Below are 15,879 nucleotides of genomic sequence, written 5' to 3' on the forward strand. Positions count from 1 at the left end.
AATCTCAACAGCATACTATTATTTTTAAGTTCTATAATCTCCATTAATTCTTACGTATTCATAACTTAGGTCACAACCCCAAGCGATAGCTTCTTCTTCGCCCATTTTTAAGTCAATTATTATAGATATTTCACTTTCTCCAAGTACTAGTTTTGCTTTTTCCTCACTAAAAGGTACTGGCATACCATTTTTGCAAACTTCTAAATATCCCTTTATGCTGTCAAAAGATACATCAACTTTTTCTACTTCTAAAGGTTCATCTGAATATCCAAGAGCGCATAGTATTCTTCCCCAGTTTGCATCTGCACCAAATACAGCAGTCTTAACTAAGCTTGATTGAATTACTGATTTTGCTAACGCTACTGCATGCTCTTCATTTAAAGCACCTTTAACATAACATTCAATCATCTTAGTTGCGCCTTCACCGTCTTTAGCAATAAGCTTAGCAAGTTCTGTACATACAAAAGTCAATGCGTTCAAAAATTTATAATAACTCTCATCTTTATCCGTAATTTTTTCATTTCCTGCCATACCATTTGCAAGAACTGCTACCATATCATTTGTACTTGTATCACCATCAACACTTACTCTATTAAAGCTTTTGTTGGTAGCATGTAGAATAGCTTCTTTTAACAACTTTCCATCTATGCTAACGTCAGTAGTCACAAAGCCTAACATAGTAGCCATATTTGGATGAATCATTCCTGACCCCTTTGCCATAGCCCCTATAGTAACTTTTTTATCACCAACTTTTATTGATACTGCTATTTCCTTCTTTATAGTATCAGTGGTCATTATAGCTTCTCTAGCATCTATGTTTCCGTTTCTATTTATACTGTTTACAAGCTCAGCCATTCCATTTTCAATTGCTTCTATGTTAAGTGGAACACCTATAACTCCTGTAGATGCGACAATAACATTTTCCTTATCTATACCAAGTCTTTCACCCGTTACTTCAGCCATTCTGTTAGCTTTTATTATTCCGTCTTCTCCTGTACAGGTATTTGCATTACCACTATTTACTATGATTGCTTGAGCCTTATAATCTAATAAATTCTTTTCAGTAACTAGTATAGGTGATCCTTTAACTTTGTTCTGAGTATAAACTGCTGCTGCATCACATATCTTTTCTGAATATATAAGTGCTAAATCCTTTTTTTCTTTTTTCTTCTTTAATCCGCAATGTATTCCTGAAGCAACAAAACCTTTCGGTGCTGTAACTCCACCTTTTAATATATCCATTTCTATTCCTCCTCTTTAAAAATTGCTGACAAATTAAAAAGTTAAAATGCTGGTGCTAAAAATTCTAATCCCTTATTTTCTTCATAACCCATCATTATATTCATATTTTGTATAGCCTGACCTGCGGCTCCCTTTAGCATATTATCTATCACAGAACATAGAATAAGCTTATTTGCTCTCTCATCAAAATGAACTGATATTTGGCAGTTATTTGATAATGTCACTGACTTTATCGAAGCTGTCTGTCCTTTAGGTACTATATTAACAAACTTCTCACTTTCATACGCTTCTACTAAAGTGTCATAAGCTTTTTCATAGCTCACTTCTTCATTTAATTCACAGTATATAGTTGAAAGTATTCCCCTATTTACTGGTATAAGATGTGGTGTAAATACAATCCTTATTTCTTCACCATAGGCTTTACCTAAGCTCTGCTCTATCTCAGGAATATGTCTATGAACTCCTCCAACCTTGTAAGGAGATATATTTTCATTACTTTCTGGATAATGAGAAGTTAATGAAAGTCCTCTTCCTGCTCCAGTTACTCCGGATTTAGAATCAATTATTATTCCATCCTTTTTAATAAGCTTGTGCTTTAGTAATGGAGTTAATGCTAACGCTATGGATGTTGGAAAGCATCCTGGATTAGCTATTATAGGTGATTTTTTGATAAGTTCTCTATTTACTTCACAAAGTCCATAAACAGATTTTTCATGAAGACTTCCATATAAATACTTCTTTCCGTACCATTCCTCATATTCATTCTCATCTTCAAGTCTAAAATCTGCACCTAAATCTATTACCTTCTTGCCTTTTGCTATTGCAGTATTTGCTATTTCTTCACTTAATCCATGAGGAAGTGCTAAGAAAAGAAGATCACTCTTTTCTACAACCTCATCAGTATTCTCACATTTTAACTCAGTATATCCTAGTAGATTAGGGTATATATCTGTTATGTTTTTCCCCTCAAAGGAGGAAGAGCTTATTGCCGCAACCTCAACCTCATTATGAGTGAGAAGCAACCTTAAAAGCTCAATACCTACATATCCTGTAGCACCTATTATTCCAACCCTTAACTTGTTCACCTAACATCCCCCTTAATGCTTTTGCTCTTTTTTAATGAAATATTTTAGATTATCTAATTGTATATTTACAGATGACTTACTAGGTCCACCTACAACTTCTCTTCGTTCAACACAATTTTTAAGATCTAAAGCTTCATAAATATCCTTGTCAAATAAACTTGAAAACCCTTTGAATTCTTCTAAAGTTAAATCTTCCAATTTTGTTTTCTTTTCAATGCAATAAAAAACCAGCTGTCCAATCACCTTATGAGCATCCCTAAAAGGCATCCCTTTTTTAACTAAATAATCTGCTCCATCGGTAGCATTGGTAAATCCTTCACCAGCTGCATCTCTCATTCTTCCACTATTAACCTTCACCGTTGAAAGCATATCACTAAATACATCTATACATAATTTAACTGTATCTAAGCTATCAAAAATAGCCTCTTTATCTTCTTGCATATCCTTGTTATAAGCTAGCGGAAGCCCCTTCATCATTGTAAGTAGAGTTATAAGCCCCCCATAAACTCTTCCTGTTTTTCCTCTAACAAGCTCTGCTACATCTGGATTCTTCTTTTGTGGCATTATGCTTGAACCTGTAGAAAACCCATCATCAAGCTCTATAAAACCGAATTCCCCAGTGCACCAAAGAATTATTTCCTCGGAAAACCTCGATAAATGCATCATTATTATTGCTAAAGCGCTATTAAGTTCTATTACATAATCTCTATCAGATACACCGTCTAGACTATTCATGGTAACGTCATCGAACCCCAATTCTTCCGCTACCATGTATCTATCAAGTGGATAAGTAGTAGTTGCTAATGCGCCACTTCCCAGTGGGGATACATTCATCCTCTTATAACAATCCACAAGTCTAGAATAATCTCTTTTAAACATTTCTCCATAAGCTAACAAATGATGACAAAAGGTTATGGGCTGTGCCTTTTGAAGATGTGTATATCCAGGCATTATGGTGTCAACATTTTCAGATGCTATCTTATATATTGAATTTTCAAGTTTCAATATTAAGTTCTTCAATTTATCAATTTCTTTTTTTACATACATTCTTAAATCCAATGCTACTTGATCATTTCTGCTTCTGCCTGTGTGAAGCTTTTTACCAACTTCACCTATGCTGTTTATAAGCATTGTTTCAACATTCATGTGTATATCTTCAGCATCTTCTGAAAAATTAACTTCTCCATTTTCTATGTTTTCTAAAATACTTTTAAGCCCTTCAACTATCTTCTCCATATCATCAAAAGAAATAACATTGCAGCTTGCAAGCATTTTTGCATGAGCTATACTTCCCTTTATATCTTCTTCATACAATCTATAATCAAAAGATATAGAGGAATGAAATGCATTAACTAAACTGTTTGTTTCCTTTTGAAATCTTCCACCCCAAAGTTTCATAACTTACCTCCTATTTTTTTGAAAGCATTGACTTAACTGTTATTGGCAATCCAAATAGATTTATAAATCCTTCTGCATCCTTTTGGTTGTAAACTTGATCTTCTCCAAAGGTTGCTATTTCTTCACTGTAAAGAGAATATGGTGATGTTATTCCAGCATTTATTATATTTCCTTTATAAAGCTTTAACTTAACATCTCCAGTAACTGTTTCTTGTGTTTTATCTACAAATGCACTTAGTGCTTCTCTTAAAGGAGTAAACCATAGACCAAAGTAAACCAATTCTCCAAACTTAGTTGCAACTAGTTCTTTATAGTGTGATGTTTCTCTATCTAAACATAATGTTTCTAATTCTTTATGTGCATAATATAAAATCGTTCCACCTGGAGTTTCATATACTCCCCTTGATTTCATACCAACTAATCTATTTTCAACAAGATCTATGATACCAATTCCGTTTTTTCCACCTAGTTCGTTAAGCTTTTTGATAATTTCAACTGGACCATATTCAACTCCATCTATCTTCTTAGGAATACCTTGTTCAAAGGATACAGTTACATAAGTAGGTACATCTGGAGCTTTTTCTGGAGATACTGAAAGTTCTAGTATCTTATCATAGTCTGGCTCATTTTCCGGATTTTCTAAATCTAAACCTTCATGGCTTAAATGCCATAAGTTCTTATCCTTGCTATAGTTTGTTTCTCTTGTTAAAGTTATAGGAATATTTTTTGCTATAGCATAATCTATTTCTTCATCTCTTGATTTTATATCCCATTCTCTCCAAGGAGCTATTATCTTCATTTCTGGTGCATATGCCTTTATTCCAAGTTCAAATCTCACTTGGTCATTTCCTTTTCCTGTACAACCGTGAGCTATAGCATCTGCCCCTACTTTTTTTGCTATTTCTACAAGTCTCTTAGCTATTATAGGTCTTGCAAAAGATGTTCCTAAAAGATACTTTCCCTCGTATATTGCATTTGCTTTCAAACAAGGAAAAATAAAGTCATTAACTAATTCTTCTTTTAAATCAGCTACATAAAATTCTGAAGCACCAGTATTGATAGCTCTATCTCTTAATCCTTCTAGTTCATCTCCTTGACCAACATCGCCTACTACAGCTACAACTTCACAACCATAGTTTTCCTTAAGCCAAGTTATTATTATAGATGTATCAAGTCCACCTGAATATGCTAAAACAACCTTATTTAATTTCGCCATTAAAAACACCCTCCAATTTCTTCATTTAAAACATGTTATAATTATACATTCATTCTTTATAATTATGCAATACTTTTGAATAAATTTTTATTCATATTTTTTCTTAAACACTCATTTCAATAACATTCACGAAAAACTTGCATTTATACAGCCGCTTATTCAATGTTCCAAATATTCTGTTTTATATTATTTGTGCATAGTTCTGATGTATATATGCATAAAAATAATAATTTAGAATATATTTTAATTGTTGATTAGTGCATATTTATAATATTTTTTTTAAAAAACAACTATTTTATCTGAGGAAAATTAAGAAATGCAAAGATTAAAAAACCTTTGCATCTGTCATTGTATAAATATCTTCACTCTTTCTACTCTTTTTTCACTCATTTCTTCTATCTTTAAGGTTATATTATCGTAATTTACTATTGAATTTTCTATATTTTTAGGGATGGTTCCAAGCATCTCAAGAACGAATCCACCTATAGTATCTGTATCCTCAGAATTAATATTCAAATTAAGTATTTCATTAACCCTGTATATGGATAAAAGTCCATCCACACTATAGGTATTGTCATCAATTTTTCTTATCTCTTGTTCATCCTCATCATATTCATCTGATATGTTCCCCATAACTTCTTCTACCAAGTCTTCTAAGGTAACTATCCCCGAAAAACCTCCATATTCATCTATCAATATAGCCATATGACTTTTTGTTTCCTTTATATCCTTAAAAAGTTCATCAATATGCTTTGTTTCAGGTACAAAATAGGGTTCCCTAACTAATTTATTAAGTTCTATATCATCTATGTCTTTAGTTATAAATTGACTAAAAATATCCTTAGTATATAAAATTCCAATAATATTATCCACTTCATCTTCATAGATAGGGATTCGAGAAAATTTCTCATGTACTATTTCTTCTATAACATCTGCGATTTTTTCGTCACCGTCTAACATGAATACTTCAGTTCTAGGTATCATTACCTCTTTTGCTAGTTTGTCATCAAACCTAAATATTCCATTTATCATTTCTCTTTCTGTTTCATTTATTACTCCATGTTCTTTCCCTACTTCTATCATTGATTTTATTTCTTCTTCTGATACCCTTTCTTCCATGTTGTTCATATCTATTCCAAATAACCTTATTAAAAGATTTGTTGAGAAAGAAAGAAATTTTACAAATGGTACTGTAATCTTAGAGATCATAACTACAGGTTTTACTGTAAACATGGCTACAGATTCAGACTTTTTTAGAGCTAACCTTTTAGGAAATAATTCACCTAGCACCAATGTAAAGTATGATATTACAATTGTTATAATCACCAATGCAATTTGGTCACTGTAAGGCACATTATTTTTGGATAAAAATCTTGCAAAGCTATTTGATAAACTCGTTGCTGCAGATGCACTGGCAAAGAAACCTGCAAGAGTTATTCCAACTTGAATAGTGGCTAAAAATCTACTTGGTTCATTTGTAAGATTCCTAAGCAGTATAGCTTTTTTATCTCCCTTATCAGCTAAAATTCCTATTCTATTTTTATTTAAAGAGACTATGGACATCTCAGCTGCTACAAGAAATGCATTTATAGCAATTAATACTACTACTAATAAAATGCTTTTGATTAAATTTTCTTCCATAGCATTCTCCCTTAGTACTAAAGAGTTCCTATATCGAAACTTAATTTATACTTGTTCTAAAATCCCGGCTTCTGGGGATTTTCGGGCATTCATAAATTAATAGTTGAGTTAGGAACTCTATAAGATAAAAGTTTTTTTAGTCTTAACTATGATTATTATTTCTTAAAACACTTACTATTATCCTATTTTATAATTTTCTTAATTTTAGTGATGTAAATGAACCGTATTGAAATTAAGTAGTTATACATCCGATGCTTTATAACCACTTGATATTGCTAGGTTTAGTTACCCCAAAATTTTATAATGGTCTAGACAGTAAAAAATGCTATCAAGTAAAAAACTCAATAGCATTAATAAAAATCATAATTTTTGTTGTTCAGGAATCTTAACTTACTATAATCTTTTAGAATACAAAAAAATTAGGGAATATTCATCCCTAATTAAATTTATTATTCATTATATCATCAAAGGTTATACCATTTAGCTGTTCATTAACTATATTTTGAATTCTATTCAAAGCATTATGTAACTGACATCTTCCAGATCTATTTGCATTGCATATTTCAGGCTCACCTATACATTTAGCAACATAAGTAGGTCCATCTATTGCTTCTATAACATCATTCAAATGGATCTCTTGTGGAAGCTTTGCTAACGAATAACCACCATTAACACCTCTATAAGAACTAACAATCTTCGCATGTGTCAACTTTCTAAGTATCTTAAGCAAAAATCTTATAGGAACTTTTTCATGTTCTGATATGGATCTTGCTTCTATCTTAGTACCATAATCTAATTTACAAAAGTATAAAACTACTCTTAAAGCATAATCTACTTCCTGTGTTATCTTCATAATATTACCCCTTATAAGGTTTTAAATACATGACTAAATATAGCACTAATACATTGAAATGTCAACGTTTCACTTGATTTACCTACACTCACTTACTATGTATCACTTCGTTTTAAAATCTATTTTTAAAACTTCTTTAAGCTCTGAGATGATAATTTAAAAATATGTATTTTATTATAGAGTAGATTAGAAAATAATTAAACTCGTATCCTTTGATAATATACAAACCAACATTCCCCATCATTATATGCTTATAAACTATTTTTTCTTTATACAGTTATTTATTAATTAAATGTTGGTAAATATTTATATACATAGGTGGACTAGCATGTAATTAACTTTATATTTTAAATATACTTTTCTAAAACTACCACAGTATTAAAACAGTTTTAGTACAAAACTATATTTCTTTGCAATTACTTCTCAGTAACATTAGTTGCTTTACTTGCTTATTAATTTTTCAAAGTCATATTTCTTGCTATATGTTCCTGTTAATTTATTTAGAATTATGTTGACACCCTTACTTATTAATATTTTTAAAGTTTCATTAATCATTTATCGTCTTATTAATTCCTATTAATAGCAAGATTTTATTTCTAAATGTATTAAATTATAATCTAATAAATAACCAAATTATACAACTACCTTTTCAATATAAATATAATTGATTATTGAAAGTTGTATTAACCTACAATTTCTTCAAAAAGGTGAATTCATAATTCTTATTTCAGCAATTTTTATAAATCTATTTCCTTCAAATAATCTATCATATATCAAATCCATATAGTCAATCACCTTATCCAAATTCATAATTATAAAGAAACTAAGGTATCTTTTTAGATACTTCGAGGCTACTCCGTGAAAAATTGATAGCCATTTTTTCAAATTTGGCCAAAGGTATTTTATTCTATACTCAGTCTCTACCTTAATCGATTTGTTTCTATTATGTCTTCTTGCTATTGATTTTATATAACTGTCTCCATAGGGAGCAATGTATGATTTCTTCTCTATTTTAGAATAGACTTTTTCATTGAAAGCAATTTTATCCCACTGATGCTTAAATATCGGTTTTATAAACATAGAGTCTTCTTGTCCTTTTGCACCAATAACCCAGAGATCTTCTCTTGGAGTTGCGGAGGCAATTATTTCAGCATTTCTACATCCTTTAAAATTCTCTTTTAAAATAACCTTTCCTACATGTACAACTCCTGATAAACTATCTGGAGTGGAGTCTATACTTAAAGCTTGAAGTATTTTATGTCTCCAATAAAAAGCGGTGCCAATACTTATATGTAGCTTTTCTGCGCAAAATTTTAAAGTTTTATTTTCTGTCATTAATTCAGTAAATTCCAACCAAGTTCTAGTATTCTTTTTTGAATAACTCCATAATGAATTAGTTGTATGTGAAAAAGTTTTTTCACATACTTTGCATTTGTATCTTTGAATTCCATTATAAAAACCATATTTAATATACCAACTTGATCCACAAATCGGACAAACTTCTACAACCCTATCTTTATAAAAATCTCTTTTTATAACCTTGTTAGTATGCAGATCAATTTTTTTCAATTCAACATCATGCTGTAGCAAAAGGAACACCTCTCTAATAAAATTTAATGATTAGGCTATCCTCTTAATGCTTGCCACATATTCATGTTTTTAATCATTACCAACATTTATTTAATAAATAGTTTTATGCTAGAACAATTCATAGGAGCTACCTTCTTCAGTGAGCTTTCTATGAACAACAGATTTTTCTGAACATAACTTAAGAAATTCTTACAGTAGAATAAATTTTATTCCTAAAAATATTAACGTAATTATAATTTATATGATTACTTGATGAAGCAAATTAAATAAACCTTATATAAGTTAATTTTAAATATTTATATTTACAATACAAATTTTCCATGATATTATATGTGTATTCAATTAAATTTTATACAATTTAATTTGACAAGATATAATTAGGAGATGTTTAAAATGGCTATTTATGATTTTAAAGTAAACAATATTGATGGAAAAAAAATCGAATTATCTCAGTACAAAGGCAAAGTTTTAATCATTGTTAACACTGCAACTAAATGTGGTTTTGCTCCACAACTTGAAGATTTACAAAAGTTATACACCAAATATAAAGATAGAGGATTGGAGATATTAGGTTTCCCTTCAAATCAATTTGAAAACCAAGAACCTGGTTCGAATGAAGATGTAAAGAAAGTTTGCTCAATAAACTATGGCGTAACATTTAATATGTTTGAAAAGGCTGATGTTAGAGGTAAAGATTCTCTTCCAATATTTAATTATCTTATATCGGAAAAACCTTTTAGAGGCTTTAACTTAAATGATCCTCAGCAAAAGTTTTTTAATACATTTTTAGAAGAAAACTTTCCTGAATCTTTAATCGATGATTCTATAAAATGGAACTTTACTAAATTCCTTGTTGATAGGAATGGTAAGATAATCGGAAGATTTGAGTCTCCTGTCGATCCATTAAGTATGGAAAGTTATATTGAAGCTTTATTATAATTAATATAACATTTATGCTATATTTCATGAATATCTAGTTGTTATCAGTAAAAGCATCATTAGCACTATCGATAATTCCAATTTCAAATAGTTAATGAAATTTCTAATTTTAATTCGTTTAAAGAAGAGCTATTTACATTCAAATATATAAATGATATATTTATATTGTAAATTAGGTTTTATGCAATTTAATTAAACTCAATATTATTGGAGGTATTAAATATGAGTATATATGATTTTAAAGCTATAGATATAGATGGTAGAGAGGTTGACTTTTCTGATTATAAGGGTAAAGTATTACTTATAGTAAACACTGCAAGTAAGTGTGGTCTCACACCTCAATTTAAAGAACTAGAGGATTTGTACAATAATCTTAGAGGTAAAAACTTTGAGATTCTTGGATTCCCTTGCAACCAATTCGCTAGTCAGGACCCAGGAAACAGTGAAGAAATAAAAAGTTTTTGTCTGCTAAACTATGGAGTAACTTTTAAGATGTTTGAGAAAATTGATGTAAATGGAGAAAATGCTCATCCTATCTACAAATATTTAACTTCACAAAAAGGTGGACTTTTAAATAAAGCCATTAAGTGGAATTTTACAAAATTCTTAGTTGATTCAAATGGAAATGTAGTAGACAGGTTTGCTCCAACTACATCACCTTCAAAAATCGCGGAGGATATAAATAAACTTTTAAAGGACGTGTAACAATGGAAAACAACGAATTAAAAGATGAAATGTTAAAATTAGATAATCAATTGTGCTTTGCTATTTACGCTTGTTCCAAAGAAATAATCAAAGGGTATCGCCCTTATCTTGATGAGTTAGGCCTTACTTATACACAATATATAACTCTACTTTCACTTTGGGAAAAGGATGGTGTAACTGTAAAAGAATTAGGAAACAAATTATATCTTGATTCTGGTACTTTAACACCATTATTAAAAAAGTTAGAAGCTTCTAATTTAATAGAGAGAATTAGAGATAAGGAAGACGAAAGAAACGTTATAATAAAGCTTACTGAAGAAGGCAAAAACAAAAAATTATCAGCTGAATGCATTCCTCAAAAGTTATTGGAAAATACAAAACTGTCACCAGAAAAACTTTTAAGTATAAGAGAAAGCATGAAAGCTCTACTAGAATCAATGAAATAGCATAAAAACTACCAGAAATATATCTGGTAGTTTTTATTTTACTTTATATTAACTTTTTTCTATTTCTTCATAAAGAATTCATATAAAATGGATATCATTAATAGTATGCTAATATTTTTTCACAAACAAATAATCCGTAAGATAAATAATTTTGAGGTGTAAAATGTTATAGGGGTGATAAAAATGGCAATAAAAAGTATAAACCTTAGCGTTAACGACATGACCTGTACTTCTTGTGAAAATAGAATATCTAATTCTTTGAAAACTCTTTCTGGTATATTAGAAGTAAAGGCCAGTTATAAGAACTCATCGGTTTATGTTAAGTTTGACAACGAAAAGTGCTCTTATGGGAAAATATGCGGAGCAATAGAAGAGATAGGTTATACGGTCACAGGAAATACTTTATCCCAAAGTAATTCTGCTAAAACTGAAATATTACCTATACTTGCAATAATACTTATAGCATTTGTATTTATAAAATTAGGTCAGAATTCTATCGGCTTTGATATGAGTTCTAAACTTGGAACAAATACTACATACGTTATGCTATTTGTAATAGGTATTTTCACTTCTCTACACTGCGTAGGTATGTGTGGAGGTATAATGCTTTCTCAAAGTATATCAATAAAAGGTGTAAATAAATTTTCAAACCTAAAACCTTCGCTTTTTTATAACTTTGGAAGATTAATATCTTATACACTATTAGGCGGAGTAGTAGGTGCTATAGGATCTGTATTTACTATAACTATAGGGACTCAAGCATTAATATCCATAATTGCCGGAGTTTTTATGGTAATAATGGGATTTAATTTAGCTGGGTTTAAGTTTTTTAGATCTATTAACATTAAACTTCCTTGGTCAAACTGTAATACAAAAAAATCAATTACAGGTAAACCATTAGTGGTTGGTCTTTTGAATGGCTTGATGCCTTGCGGACCTCTTCAAACAATGCAATTATATGCACTTGCTACTGGCAGTCCAATTAAAGGCGCAATTTCTATGTTCATATTCGCCTTAGGTACTATTCCACTTATGCTTATATTTGGAGTTGCTGCAAGTTTTCTAAACAGTGGTAAGACCAAGAAGCTACTAAAAGTCAGTGGAATTGTAGTAATATTGTTAGGATTTATCATGGCTAACAGAGGTTTTACTCTCATGGGCTTTAATATATCACCTATGTCTATACTAAACAGTAAAAACTTAGCTTCTAATGTTAAAATGTCTGATGATAACAAGGCAAAATTAGTAGATGGTAAACAAGTTATTAACCTAACTGCGGATAACAAAGGTTATTCTCCTAATGTAGTATTTCTTCAAAAAAATGTACCAGCCAAAATAGTTATCGACGGAAAACTTATAACTTCCTGTAATAACGAAATTGTATTTCCTAGTCTAAACATAAGTAAAAAACTAAAATCCGGTGAAAATGTAATAGAGTTTACTCCTACTGATAAAGATGTTGATTATAGCTGTTGGATGGGTATGATCACAGGTAAAATCAAGGTTGTTGATAACCTAGGCAATGTGTCTCAGGAAGATATCTCTAAAGCCCAATCAGATCAACAACAATCTGCCGCTGGAGCAAGTTGCTGCTCTCCTACCGGAGGAGCTACTCAAGAGCCACAATTATATGGTCAACCTATTTCTAAGGTACCTACTAGTAAAATAGTTGTAAAAGCCAAAATTGATGGTATAACACAAAATCTTTCGATTAAAGCTAATAATAATGAATTTGAACCTTTAGTTTGGGTATTTAAAAAAGGTCTCACAGCTAATGTTTCTCTTAATTTAGATGGCATGAATAATGCTGATGGCAAGTATGACATTATAGGTTTTACTACAAATGCTAAGGTTAATAGCTTTACAATAAGCAATTATCTTGGAAAGTTAAATATGAAATTTGATAAAGAAGAGACTTATTTTATTGAAAAAGATAACAATGTTTACGGAGTTATAAAAGTTGTCTCTGACTTTGATAACGCTGACTTAGAACAGATAAGAGCTGAAACTATAAATCAATAATCATATAAGCCGTCTACACATACTTATCCAAACTTTTATCTAAAATATAACGTAATAAAGAATAAAAAATGTACCACTTCGTAATTAAATCTATCTTTTAAATTATCTCATCAGAATTCATTAGAATTTTGAAAATAGATTTTGTAGTGAAGTGGTACATTTTTATATATTGTTTCAACCTTGAAACTTTTTTCTCTTAATGCTTCCCCAACTTCCCTTTAGTTTTCTAAATTTTATTATACCTTCCAATCTATATAGAGTAGTCATTTGCCTATATCCGAAATTCTCTATTATTCCATAGAAGGTTAGCTTTATTAGCTGCCATATTGACGGATATTTATTAAAAGTATATTCCTCCAGTAGTATCGCACCTATGGAAAGTATAACTCCATATAGTATAGATGAAGCCAAAAAAAGCAGGAAATACCTAACATTAAGCACTCCAAAAAAATAAGATAACGGAATAAATACGTATCCTACTACTTCCACTACAGGTCCAATCATCTCAAACACCCAAAAATAAGGAGCTGCTAAGATACCTATCTTTCCGTACCTAGGATTAAAAAGTAATCGTTTATGCTTGAACAAACTATCCATAAGTCCAATCTGCCATCTTCGTCGTTGTACCCTTAGATCCTTAAATTTCTCAGGAGCCTGAGTCCAGCAAACTGGATCTGGTATAAATTTTATCTTATACTTCTCTTTTCTGTCTCTCATAATTCTATGAAGCCTTACCACTAGCTCCATGTCTTCACCTATAGTCTTAACAGTATACCCCCCAACTTCTATAACACTCTCTTTTTTAAATGCTCCAAAAGCTCCTGATATTATAAGCAAAGCATCAATTGCATCCCACCCCATTCTACCGGTTAAAAATGCTCTAAGATACTCAACAATCTGAAACATGGCTACTCTATTTTTAGGTAACCTTATGTCTTTTATCTTTCCATTATCTATTGTGCTTCCATTTGCAATCCTCACTATTCCTCCTACAGCTATTGTGAGTTTATCCTCTACAAAGGGCATTATCACTCTTACTAAAGAGTCACTTTCTAATATTGAATCAGCATCAATAGATGCAAATACCGGATATCTAGATATATTTATTCCAGCATTTAAAGCATCAGCCTTTCCTCCATTCACCTTATCCACTACTACTAGCTTAGGTATATCTATATTTTTATATACTGCTTTTATCTCATTAGTAGCAACCCTATATCTTATAGGTTGGTAAACCTTTCTAAGCTTAAATGCTTCTATTACTCTTTCTAGAGTTTCATCCTTAGAACCATCATTAATTACTACTATTTCAAATGTAGGGTAATTCAAGGCTAGCAGAGATTTTATGTTATCGACTATGGTTTCTTGCTCATTATATCCTGGGACTAATACTGATATAGGAATCATATTATCTGATTCACTATACTTTTTGTGGCTCGAATATCTCATCTTTCTTATATAATCATACAAGTTAAAACTTGATAATATAAGCTGAATAAAATAGATTCCATTAACAATAAGGACATAATATAAGATAAAGTGGTTAAACGCTAAAATTACTTTTCTTAAGATATCACCCATCTTCTGTTTCACCACCATTATCAATGTAGTTTTTTACGAGTAAAGCTAATTTTTCATCATAGTATCTATGGTTTTCATTATCAAATATTCTTGACATTAAATCAGTATCTTCCATAGCCGATATTATTATATCTTTAGCAAATCTATCTTGCCCTTCAAATACTTTATGAACATACTTTAAACTTTCATCTAACTTTAGTATAGAAACAGCAGAATTATATCTCACAAACCATTGCCTATCAGATAATTTGTTAATTAACTTAGGTATGACATTTATATCACTGTATCTTCCCAGAGTTTTAGCAGCCAAAGCCCTGATTTCCCAACCTTCATCGTCTAAGAGATTAGAGATTTTATCAATATAACGAGTATCTTTCATATTACCTAAAGCCTTAATAGCTGATATCCTTCTTTCTTTAGAACTACTTTCTAAATATCTTGCTATTTGTTCTATCAAAGTGTACTCTAATGAATTACCGGCAGATTTTATAAATAGCGAACTTATAAATTCGTCTTCTACATCTATCATTTTTGAATATACAAAATTTTTATTTCCTTCAAAGCTATCTATTATTTCAATGAGGCTCCGTTCACTTAGAAGAATTGATCCATTTATCTTTGAGAAAGCATCTATAAAACTCTGTTCATCGCCTATTTTAGCTAATGCTAAAAGAGCATTGTACTTTATATCTTGTATAGATATTGGAATTTGTTCTAACAAATCTTTTGTAGCCTTTTTACTTCTTAATTCTCCCAACCTTTTGCAACACAATGCTTTCTTATATATATTTCTCGTATTTAAGTCTTTCAATTCCTCTTCTACAATTTTGTAATCTTCGCAAAATCGTATTAAGACTTCTCTAAATTCACCCGTGAAGTTTTCAAGATAATAGCTTATTCTTTCTTCTACTATATCTTTTCTTATACTATTCCTTAGTATTTTCTTAAGTCTCTTTACATCAATGCTAATATCATTTGCAGTTTCAGTATCTATTACTTTATTAATTATAGAGTCTATCTCAGGAATTAACTGTTTTTCATACCTAGCTCTCTGCTTTCTAGCTATTTTTTCTATACTTTTTTCCACTATTATATACACATAAAGGAATGCTACTATAGTGCTAAAAAAAATTATAGAATAATATATATACTGTTCCATGA

The 15,879-nt window shown here is 30.4% G+C and carries 13 protein-coding genes; 4 read left to right on the forward strand and 9 right to left on the reverse strand.

Going from position 1 to position 15,879, the window contains the following annotated elements:
* Window positions 1–24: 24 nt before the first annotated feature.
* The 7 genes from argJ to bsdtw1_RS18435 all read right to left on the reverse strand — a co-directional run bounded on the left by argJ (window position 25) and on the right by bsdtw1_RS18435 (window position 9,025).
* Window positions 25–1,248, reverse strand: coding sequence for a bifunctional glutamate N-acetyltransferase/amino-acid acetyltransferase ArgJ (gene argJ / locus bsdtw1_RS18405; protein WP_371874762.1), 1,224 nt, complete (start codon window positions 1,246–1,248; stop codon window positions 25–27).
* A 35-nt stretch (window positions 1,249–1,283) separates the two neighbouring features.
* Window positions 1,284–2,327, reverse strand: coding sequence for an N-acetyl-gamma-glutamyl-phosphate reductase (argC, locus tag bsdtw1_RS18410; RefSeq protein WP_183278984.1), 1,044 nt, complete (start codon window positions 2,325–2,327; stop codon window positions 1,284–1,286).
* 12 nt (window positions 2,328–2,339) lie between these two features.
* Window positions 2,340–3,725 carry an argininosuccinate lyase gene (gene argH, locus bsdtw1_RS18415; protein WP_183278985.1) on the reverse strand — a complete coding sequence of 462 codons (1,386 nt, stop codon included), beginning with the start codon at window positions 3,723–3,725 and terminating at the stop codon, window positions 2,340–2,342.
* 10 nt (window positions 3,726–3,735) lie between these two features.
* Complete coding sequence (locus tag bsdtw1_RS18420) at window positions 3,736–4,941, reverse strand: argininosuccinate synthase (RefSeq protein WP_183278986.1); 1,206 nt, start codon at window positions 4,939–4,941, stop codon at window positions 3,736–3,738.
* 345 nt (window positions 4,942–5,286) lie between these two features.
* Entirely contained in the window at window positions 5,287–6,582 is a 1,296-nt protein-coding gene (locus tag bsdtw1_RS18425; protein WP_183278987.1) for a hemolysin family protein, read from the reverse strand.
* A gap of 436 nt (window positions 6,583–7,018) precedes the next feature.
* On the reverse strand, window positions 7,019–7,435 hold the full coding sequence (locus bsdtw1_RS18430) for an RrF2 family transcriptional regulator (protein WP_183278988.1): 417 nt from the start codon (window positions 7,433–7,435) through the stop codon (window positions 7,019–7,021).
* 699 nt (window positions 7,436–8,134) lie between these two features.
* On the reverse strand, window positions 8,135–9,025 hold the full coding sequence (locus bsdtw1_RS18435; RefSeq protein ID WP_183278989.1) for an IS1/IS1595 family N-terminal zinc-binding domain-containing protein: 891 nt from the start codon (window positions 9,023–9,025) through the stop codon (window positions 8,135–8,137).
* Between the two features lie 393 nt (window positions 9,026–9,418).
* Between bsdtw1_RS18435 and bsdtw1_RS18440 the strand changes: the two genes are divergently transcribed.
* The 4 genes from bsdtw1_RS18440 (at window position 9,419) to bsdtw1_RS18455 (ending at window position 13,137) form a co-directional block, all read left to right on the forward strand.
* On the forward strand, window positions 9,419–9,964 hold the full coding sequence (locus tag bsdtw1_RS18440) for a glutathione peroxidase (protein WP_183278990.1): 546 nt from the start codon (window positions 9,419–9,421) through the stop codon (window positions 9,962–9,964).
* A gap of 222 nt (window positions 9,965–10,186) precedes the next feature.
* On the forward strand, window positions 10,187–10,669 hold the full coding sequence (locus tag bsdtw1_RS18445) for a glutathione peroxidase (RefSeq protein ID WP_183278991.1): 483 nt from the start codon (window positions 10,187–10,189) through the stop codon (window positions 10,667–10,669).
* Window positions 10,670–10,671: 2 nt separating this feature from the next.
* Window positions 10,672–11,115, forward strand: coding sequence for a MarR family winged helix-turn-helix transcriptional regulator (locus bsdtw1_RS18450; RefSeq protein WP_183278992.1), 444 nt, complete (start codon window positions 10,672–10,674; stop codon window positions 11,113–11,115).
* Window positions 11,116–11,298: 183 nt separating this feature from the next.
* Window positions 11,299–13,137, forward strand: a complete 1,839-nt coding sequence (locus bsdtw1_RS18455; RefSeq protein ID WP_183278993.1) for an urease accessory protein UreH domain-containing protein — start codon at window positions 11,299–11,301, stop codon at window positions 13,135–13,137.
* A 174-nt stretch (window positions 13,138–13,311) separates the two neighbouring features.
* Here the strand turns inward: bsdtw1_RS18455 and bsdtw1_RS18460 are convergent, their stop codons facing one another.
* Window positions 13,312–14,718, reverse strand: a complete 1,407-nt coding sequence (locus tag bsdtw1_RS18460; protein ID WP_244638186.1) for a glycosyltransferase family 2 protein — start codon at window positions 14,716–14,718, stop codon at window positions 13,312–13,314.
* Window positions 14,711–15,877 (reverse strand): HEAT repeat domain-containing protein, encoded by a 1,167-nt coding sequence (locus tag bsdtw1_RS18465; protein ID WP_183278995.1) that lies wholly within the window; start codon window positions 15,875–15,877, stop codon window positions 14,711–14,713. Before bsdtw1_RS18465 ends, bsdtw1_RS18460 begins: the two co-directional genes overlap by 8 nt.
* Between the last annotated feature and the right edge of the window lie 2 nt (window positions 15,878–15,879).

Origin of the sequence: Clostridium fungisolvens (genome assembly GCF_014193895.1) — a bacterium.
Lineage (GTDB): Bacteria > Bacillota > Clostridia > Clostridiales > Clostridiaceae > Clostridium_AR > Clostridium_AR fungisolvens.